Genomic DNA, 7,407 nt, shown 5'->3' with positions numbered 1-7,407 from the left:
AGGCGCAGAGCACTCCGGCGCTCCGCGCCTCCGACCCAAGGATGGCCTTCACCCCCGCCCTGAAGGGCGGAGCACTGGCCAAGATCAGAGGTAGAGGAAGCCGGCCCCTGCGCCGATGTACGCGAACCGGGGGTCGTGCCCGTGCCGGACGTACTCCGTGCGGTAGTGATCGATGAGTACGGTGTACCTGTCGCGGGGCTGGATGGCGTTGGCGGAGAAGAGCGGGTCGCCCCACTTCGCCGCGAGGCTGCACTTCGTTGCCCTTGCCGATGACGAGCTTGAGCTGGTCGCGTGAGAGCGGTCGACCGTGGCGTAGTCCTCGGCGACGCGCAGCGGGTCGTGGATCGACAGGACCGAGACGCCCGTCTGGATCCGGACCCGGCTGGTGGTCGCAGCGATCGCACCGAGCAGGACCGTGACGCCGCTGGAGAGGAAGGCACCGGCGTGAACGTTCGCCCAGCCCGACCGCGTCGAAGCCGAACTGATCGGCGTAGCGCGCGGAGGTCAGCGCCTGGGAGTACCGCTCGTCGGCGCGGATCTCGCGCCCGGTCACGGGGTTCTTGAGATTCGGCAGGCTGTCGGAGGACTTGGAACTTCATGAGTGGACCCCCGATGCTTCGCTGGGCGTGCCCGTCTGGCCGACCAGGGACGGTGCGGTGGCCCTCCACTGCCGCAGCAGGCTGTTGACCGCCTGGCGGCCGGCGCGGTTGGAGCCGACGGTGGACTGGGACGGTCCGAAGCCGACCAGGTGCACGCGTGGTTCGCCGGCCACCTGGGTGCCGCGCATGGTGATCCCGCCGAGCTCGTTGCGCAGCCCCAGAGGCTCCAGGTGTGCCAGGGCGGCCTTGAAACCCGTGGCCCACACGATGGCGTCGACAGCTGTGAACGAACCGTCCGCTTCACGGACGCCCTCGGGTTCGATGGCGGTGAACATGGGACGGCGCCTCAGGGCCCCGCGCTCCTTCGCCGCCAACGCGTACGCAGTCCAGGCCAGGTCGGTGTAGGAGACGACGCTGCCGGTGGGCCTGCCCGCTTCGACGTCGGCGGCGACCTTGGCCACGATCTCGCGGCCGGCGACCTCGCGCTCGAACTCGCCCTCGCGGAAAACGGGTTCGCGACGCGTGTACCAGAACGTGGTGGCCACCCGTGAGATCTCCTCCAGCTGCTGGAGTGCCGAGATGCCGCCGCCGACGACGGCGACTTGCAGGCCGGCGAACCGGTCGGCCGAGACATAGTCGTGGGTGTGCACCTGGATGCCGGTGAAGGTCTCCTGCCCCGGGTAGTGGGGGCGGACGGGGTTGGTCCAGGTGCCGGTGGCGTTGATGACCACCCGGGTGGTCCACGTCCCCGCGCTGGACTCCACCACCAGTTCTCCGTCGGGCCGATCGTCCACGGTCCGAACGGAGGTCACGGTCACCGGACGCAGGATCGGCAGGTCGGTCGCCTGCTCGAAGGCGGCGAAGTAGCGCGGGACCGCCATGCGGCTGGGCTCGTCGGGGTCGACGGGTGGTTGCGGGAAGTCGGGCAGGTCGAAGATGCCGTTCACGGTCCCCATCCGCAGCGACTCCCAGCGGTGCCGCCACGCCCCGCCGGCCGCCGGTTCGGCATCGAGCACTACGAAGGTCCGGTCGTTGTCGGAGCCGTGCGGGACGGTCAGGGCGCTGGCGAAGCCGCGCCGCTTGAGGTGGTAGCCGGCCGAGAGCCCCGACTGTCCGCCTCCTATGACCACCACCGTCGCGCGTCGGCCTGCTCGCTCGTATCCCGCCTGTCCCCTTTCCTGGGCGGGTGCGTCAACGTGCACCGGCCCGGTCACCACCTTGAGGGCGTGCGCTTCCGCCGGTGGCGAGTCGCATGAGGTCGGTGGTGAAGTCAACGTCGTCCAGCGACCGTTGCGCCCGTGTGGCGTTGCCGCCGAACTGGTGGTCGTAGCCACTCCAGTTGCTGTCGGCGATCTGCCGGCCGGCTCCGCTGCGCAGCATGACGGAGAGCTCCTGTGCGGCTCGGGCGATCCGCTTGCCGAGGTCGGTTGACGCCCAGTCCTCGGGTGCGGCGTACAGGGAGGTGGGCACCGGGATGGTGCGCAGGAAGGCGAACAGCGGCCGGAGCTGGTCGTCGACCACCATGGCGTGTCGTGCGCTTCCGCCCGTGGCGGCGAGGACAACCGGTTTGGCGATGAGCAGGTCGTTGTCGATCAGGTCGGCGAACGACTTGAACAAGCCGCTGATCCCCGCCTTGTAAACCGGTGTGGCGGCGATGACCGCGTCGGCCCGGGCGAGCAGCTCCATGGCCGACTGCACCTTCGGGCCCAGCATGCCGGAGACGATGCCCTGCGCGATGTCCGTGGCGAGAGGACCGAGATCGAGCGAGCGCACGGTGGCCGTCGTGCCCGACGCCCCGAGGGTGTCGACCGTCTTTTGGGCTGTGCGGTCGGCAAGCAGCCGGGTCGAGGACGGATCGCTGACGCCGGCATTGACGACGGCGATCGTCACCGAGGGCGCGGCGGGGGTGAGGTCGTTCATGCGGTGTCCCTCGCGGGTGCTTTCGAGTGATGGGCGGCAGTGGCCGGGGCCGCGGCGACCAGTGCGCGGCCGAGCTCGCGCAGCGTCTCCAGTTGCTCGCGGGTCAGGGCCCGGGTCATCGCGGTCGTGACATGCCGAGCATGTGCGCGGCCGAGGCGCCGTTGCACTTCACGGCCTTCGGCAGTGAGAACGATGCGGCAGGCGCGGGCGTCGTCGGGATCGGGCCGCCGTTCGACGAGCCCCCGCTTCTCCAGGCGGGCGACCAGCCGGGACACCCCCGCCTGAGTGAGCAGGGCGTCGTCGATCAGGTCGGTGATCCGCAAGCCGTCACTCGCTCCGGCCAGCGCGTAGAGCACGCCGTACTCGCGCGGCGGGAAGCCACCCCAGTCGCCCCCGTACTCGAACTCTCGCGCGAGGGTCGCCTGGGCCCGGAACATCGCCTCCCAGGCCTCGTTCGCCAGTCGGCTGACGTCGGCCATCACAACGCCGCCGGGAAGCTGGCCTCGACGGCCGGGTCGCTGTCCTGGTACGGCGAGGTGCCCGACAGGTTGTCTCCCCGGTTCGGGTTCGGGCGCGGCTGACGCGGCTCGGCGTCGCCGTACTTCGCCTTGACCAGGGAACCGTGCGTCGGGGCGCCCGGGACACCGGGCTTAAGGCGCGCCGCCATCTCCTTGCGCAGCGCCGGCACCACCTCGGTGCCCAGCAGTTCGACCTGCTCCAACGCCATGTCGACGGGCAGGCCCAGGGCGTCCACCGCGAAGAGCTGGCGCTGGTAGTCCCCGAAGCCCTCCTGGAAGGTGAGTACCTTCTCGATCACCTCCTGCGGGCTGCCGACGGTCAGCGGCGTGCCCGCCATGACGTCCTCCAGCTTCGAGCCGCGGAAGACCGGGTAGTTCTCGAAATAGGGCCGATAGGTGTTGACCGCGTCCTGGGAACGCTTGGCGACGAACGCCTGGCCGCCCAGTCCGACGATGGCCTGCTCGGCGGTGCCGTGGCCATAGTGCTCGAACCGTCGCCGGTAGAGTTCGACGATCGGCTTGAAATGGAAGTTCGGGGCCAGGATGTGGTTGGCGAAGAACCCGTTGCCGTAGTACGCCGCCTGTTCGGCGGTCTCCGGGCTGCGGATCGAGCCGTGCCACACGAACGGCGGGACGTCGTCCAGCGGGCGCGGGGTGGAGGTGAAGCCCTGCAGCGAGGTGCGGAAGCGTCCTTCCCAGTCGACCACGTCCTCGCGCCACAGCCGGTGGAGCAGGTTGTAGTTCTCCAGCGCGAGGGCGACGCCCTGGCGGATGTCCTTCCCGAACCACGGATATACCGGCACGGTGTTCCCGCGGCCGAGCATCAGGTCCAGCCGCCCCTTGGCGACGTGCTGCACCATCGCATAGTCCTCGGCGATCTTCACCGGGTCATTGGTCGTGATCAGGGTCACCGCGGTGCTCAGGATGATCCGCTCCGTCAGCGCCGCGATGTGGGCGAGCAGCGCCGGCGGCGAGGACACCGCAAACGGTGGATTGTGGTGCTCGCCCAGCGCGAAGACATCGAGGCCCACCTCGTCGGCCCGCCGGGCGATCTTGATCAGGTTGCCGATCCGCTCCGCCTCGCTCTGAGTGTGTCCCGTGGTCGGGTCGGGCGAGATATCGCCGACCCCGAAGATGCCGAACTGCATAGTGCTCTCCCTGCTGATACATGACTTCGCATGTAAATCAAACAACATGACTGAGCATGTATTCCCACTGCGCCGACGAGCGGCGCTGTGATCCCCGTCATAGCCCGTACGACGACTCGGACACCGAGGGCAGCCACCAGGAGGGACCGCCCCGAGCGGCAGCGAAGCGGCGACCAAGGAGAGGAACGGCGGCAGGGCAGACGAAGGCTCCCCACACCAACGGCGCGGCCTCGACCTGACCGCCCCAGCAAACCACTCCGACACCGAGCCACACCGGTGCCGCCGCCTCGCTCGCCCTACCGGGCCACAACCGGCCACAGCGGCCATGAGAAACCTGCCGGTCTCGCACTCACCGGAGAAGCCCGAGGCCCGTCATCCTGGTCGGTCCGGCCGTCGCGGCAGGCGGTAGGACGCGGGCTGGGCGAAGGCCGCAAAAAGGCATCGCGGTCGCAGTTCGCCGCTCCAGCAATTGCCAAGCCATACAACGGTCCGCTTCAGCTGCTCATGTCAGCGGGGCCATCAAGATGATCAGAAAGAGCCGCCTCTTCTCGCATGTCTCAGAGGCCGAGAGAATCGTCAACCATTGACCTGACCCAAACCGCTTTGGACTTCGAGTTCTTCTTGCACGAGGTGTCCTGCGTGTTCTCGTAGTGGTGCGGTCTGCGGTGCGCGACCATACGGATACCGACACGTGCTCGACACCAGCAAGGCCAACAACTCAAAGCAGCAGCCAGCAGAAGGAAACGTCGAGACAGGAAGAAGGACGGACGTGTCCCGCAGCGAAAGCGAGAACCCGGTAATCCCCTCCCCGACCCCCACACCGACTCGCCCCAAGACGAACCGGGACTGGTGGCCGAATCAACTGGACCTCCAGGTTCTCCACCGGCACTCGCCCCAGTCCAATCCGATGGGCGAGGACTTCAACTACGCACAAGAGTTCGCGACCCTCGACCTCGACGCGCTGAAGCACGACATCATCGAGGTGATGACGACGTCGCAAGAGTGGTGGCCTGCCGACTACGGCCACTACGGTCCGCTGTTCATCCGGATGAGCTGGCATGCCGCGGGAACGTACCGCGTCGCCGACGGCCGGGGCGGTGGCGGCGCCGGTGCTCAGCGTTTTGCCCCCCTCAACAGTTGGCCGGACAACGCGAGTCTCGACAAGGCACGCCGCTTGCTCTGGCCGGTCAAGCAGAAGTACGGCCAGAAAATCTCCTGGGCCGACCTTCTGGTCTTCACCGGCAACTGTGCCATGGAATCGATGGGTTTCAAGACGTTCGGGTTCGCCTTCGGACGAGAGGACATCTGGGAACCCGAGGAAATCTTCTGGGGGCTCGAGGACACATGGCTCGGAGACGAGCGCTACAGCGGCGACAGGGAACTCGCCGGTCCTTTCGGTGCCGTGCAGATGGGACTGATCTACGTCAATCCGGAGGGGCCCAACGGTAACCCGGATCCGATGGCCGCCGCCAGGGACATTCGCGAGACGTTCGGGCGGATGGCAATGAACGACGAGGAGACGGTTGCACTCATCGCCGGCGGCCACACGTTCGGCAAGTGTCATGGCGCGGTCGATCCCTCGTACATCGGCCCGGAACCCGAGGCGGGTCCTATCGAGCAGCAAGGCCTCGGCTGGAGGAACACGTACGGCAGCGGCAAGGGTGCCGACGCCCTCACCAGTGGGCTCGAGGGCGCGTGGACCCCCGAGCCGACGAAGTGGGACAACGGGTACCTGGACAACCTCTTCGGGTACGACTGGGAGCTGACGACGAGCCCTGCCGGTGCGAAGCAGTGGACTCCCACGGATCCGTCGGCCAAGGGCACTGTGCCTGATGCTCATGATCCGTCGAAGAGGCACGCTCCCATGATGCTGACGACGGACCTCGCGCTGAAGGTGGATCCGATCTACGGGCCGATCGCGAAGAGCTTCCACGAGAACCCGGACAAGCTCGCGCTAGCGTTCGCCAAGGCGTGGTACAAGCTGTTGCACCGCGACATGGGACCCCGCTCGCGTTACCTCGGCCCGTGGATTCCTGAGCCTCAGCTGTGGCAGGACCCCGTCCCCGATGTCGATCACGAACTGGTCGCGGCCGAGGACATCGCTGCTCTCAAGGGCAGGATCCTCACCTCGGGACTGTCCATCTCCCAGTTGGTCACCACCGCTTGGGCGTCGGCGGCAAGCTTCCGCGGAACCGACAAGCGTGGCGGGGCCAACGGGGCACGGATCCGGCTCGCGCCGCAGAGGGACTGGGAGGTCAATGACCTGCCCGAGGTGGCCCAGGTCTTGCAGACCCTCGAGCAGATCCGGCACGACTTCAACCTCTCACAGGCCGGCGGAAGGAAGATTTCGCTCGCTGACCTGATCGTCCTGGGCGGGTGCGCGGCCGTCGAGCAAGCCGCGAAGAACGCCGGACACGACATCACAGTCCCGTTCGCACCGGGGCGCACGGACGCCTCCCAGGAGCAGACCGACGTGGAGTCGTTCGCGGTGCTCGAACCCACGGCAGACGGGTTCCGCAACTACCTCCGGGTGGGAGAGAAGCTGTCACCGGAGACTCTCCTACTGGACCGCGCCAACCTGTTGACACTGACCGCTCCCGAGATGACGGTTCTCGTCGGCGGCATGCGGGCCCTGGACACGGGCTTCGAGCGAACCCCACACGGCGTCCTGACTCACCGGCCCGAGACATTGACCAACGACTTCTTCATCAACCTGCTCGATATGGGCACGGAGTGGAAGGCGTCGGCCGCGGCTGAGGACGTATTCGAAGGTCGGGATCGTGCCACAGGCGAGGTCAAGTGGACCGCCACCGCCGTAGACCTGATCTTCGGTTCGCACTCACAGCTCCGAGCCGTCTCGGAGGTCTACGCCTCCCGGGACGCGGGAGAGAAGTTCGTGCGTGACTTCGTGGCCGCGTGGGACAAGGTGATGAACCTCGATCGGTTCGACCTCGCCTGAGCGCGATTCCCGGTCGGCCGCTCATCGGCCGACCGGGACATCCTCGGGAGAAGGTCTTCACGGCCCTGCTCGCCCAACCCGACGCCGAAGACGCCCTGGACTGGGTTGTTCGAGGTCGACTCCACCGTCGTCCGCGCTCATCAGCACGCGCCGGGGCCCGTGAAAAAGGGCTCTCCTGCCGTATGTGTGGGCGCCCTGAACTGCCCCGATACAGGAAACACGCCGCCTCCTGTGATCCTTGAGGTGTCTAGGCTCAAGTTGGA

At 67.5% G+C, this 7,407-nt stretch carries 6 protein-coding genes and 1 pseudogene; 2 read left to right on the top strand and 5 right to left on the bottom strand.

Annotation, left to right across the window (positions count from 1 at the left end):
* Positions 1-172: 172 nt before the first annotated feature.
* Positions 173-295 carry a hypothetical protein gene (locus ACFYX0_RS45980; protein WP_388981339.1) on the top strand — a complete coding sequence of 41 codons (123 nt, stop codon included), beginning with the start codon at positions 173-175 and terminating at the stop codon, positions 293-295.
* A gap of 14 nt (positions 296-309) precedes the next feature.
* Here the strand turns inward: ACFYX0_RS45980 and ACFYX0_RS45975 are convergent.
* From ACFYX0_RS45975 to ACFYX0_RS45955, 5 genes and pseudogenes are all read right to left on the bottom strand, one after another.
* A pseudogene (locus ACFYX0_RS45975) lies at positions 310-486 on the bottom strand (LLM class flavin-dependent oxidoreductase); the annotation flags it as partial.
* A 109-nt stretch (positions 487-595) separates the two neighbouring features.
* Positions 596-1,801 (bottom strand): flavin-containing monooxygenase, encoded by a 1,206-nt coding sequence (locus ACFYX0_RS45970; protein ID WP_388981337.1) that lies wholly within the window; start codon positions 1,799-1,801, stop codon positions 596-598.
* Positions 1,791-2,519 carry a CE1759 family FMN reductase gene (locus ACFYX0_RS45965; protein WP_388981334.1) on the bottom strand — a complete coding sequence of 243 codons (729 nt, stop codon included), beginning with the start codon at positions 2,517-2,519 and terminating at the stop codon, positions 1,791-1,793. Before ACFYX0_RS45965 ends, ACFYX0_RS45970 begins: the two co-directional genes overlap by 11 nt.
* A complete protein-coding gene (locus tag ACFYX0_RS45960; RefSeq protein WP_388981332.1) occupies positions 2,516-2,998 on the bottom strand; it encodes a MarR family winged helix-turn-helix transcriptional regulator in 483 nt (160 codons plus the stop codon). Before ACFYX0_RS45960 ends, ACFYX0_RS45965 begins: the two co-directional genes overlap by 4 nt.
* On the bottom strand, positions 2,998-4,185 hold the full coding sequence (locus ACFYX0_RS45955) for a CE1758 family FMN-dependent luciferase-like monooxygenase (protein WP_388981330.1): 1,188 nt from the start codon (positions 4,183-4,185) through the stop codon (positions 2,998-3,000). Before ACFYX0_RS45955 ends, ACFYX0_RS45960 begins: the two co-directional genes overlap by 1 nt.
* A 769-nt stretch (positions 4,186-4,954) precedes the next feature.
* On the opposite strand from ACFYX0_RS45955, the gene katG reads away from it, so the two are divergent.
* A complete protein-coding gene (katG, locus tag ACFYX0_RS45950; RefSeq protein WP_388981327.1) occupies positions 4,955-7,144 on the top strand; it encodes a catalase/peroxidase HPI in 2,190 nt (729 codons plus the stop codon).
* The last annotated feature ends 263 nt before the right edge of the window (positions 7,145-7,407 follow it).

Origin of the sequence: Streptomyces sp. NPDC002573 (assembly GCF_042889625.1) — a bacterium.
Lineage (GTDB): Bacteria > Actinomycetota > Actinomycetes > Streptomycetales > Streptomycetaceae > Streptomyces > Streptomyces gibsoniae.
The sequence above is the reverse complement of the archived record's forward strand: the minus strand, read 5'-3'. Positions and strand labels throughout refer to the sequence as shown.

What these genes read in the sequence shown, in the direction of transcription:
- ACFYX0_RS45960 (WP_388981332.1), bottom strand. Translation starts at nt 2,998, where the DNA reads ATGGCCGACGTCAGCCGACTGGCGAACGAGGCCTGGGAGGCGATGTTC.
- ACFYX0_RS45980 (WP_388981339.1), top strand. Translation starts at nt 173, where the DNA reads ATGAGTACGGTGTACCTGTCGCGGGGCTGGATGGCGTTGGCGGAGAAG.
- ACFYX0_RS45965 (WP_388981334.1), bottom strand. Translation starts at nt 2,519, where the DNA reads ATGAACGACCTCACCCCCGCCGCGCCCTCGGTGACGATCGCCGTCGTC.
- ACFYX0_RS45955 (WP_388981330.1), bottom strand. Translation starts at nt 4,185, where the DNA reads ATGCAGTTCGGCATCTTCGGGGTCGGCGATATCTCGCCCGACCCGACC.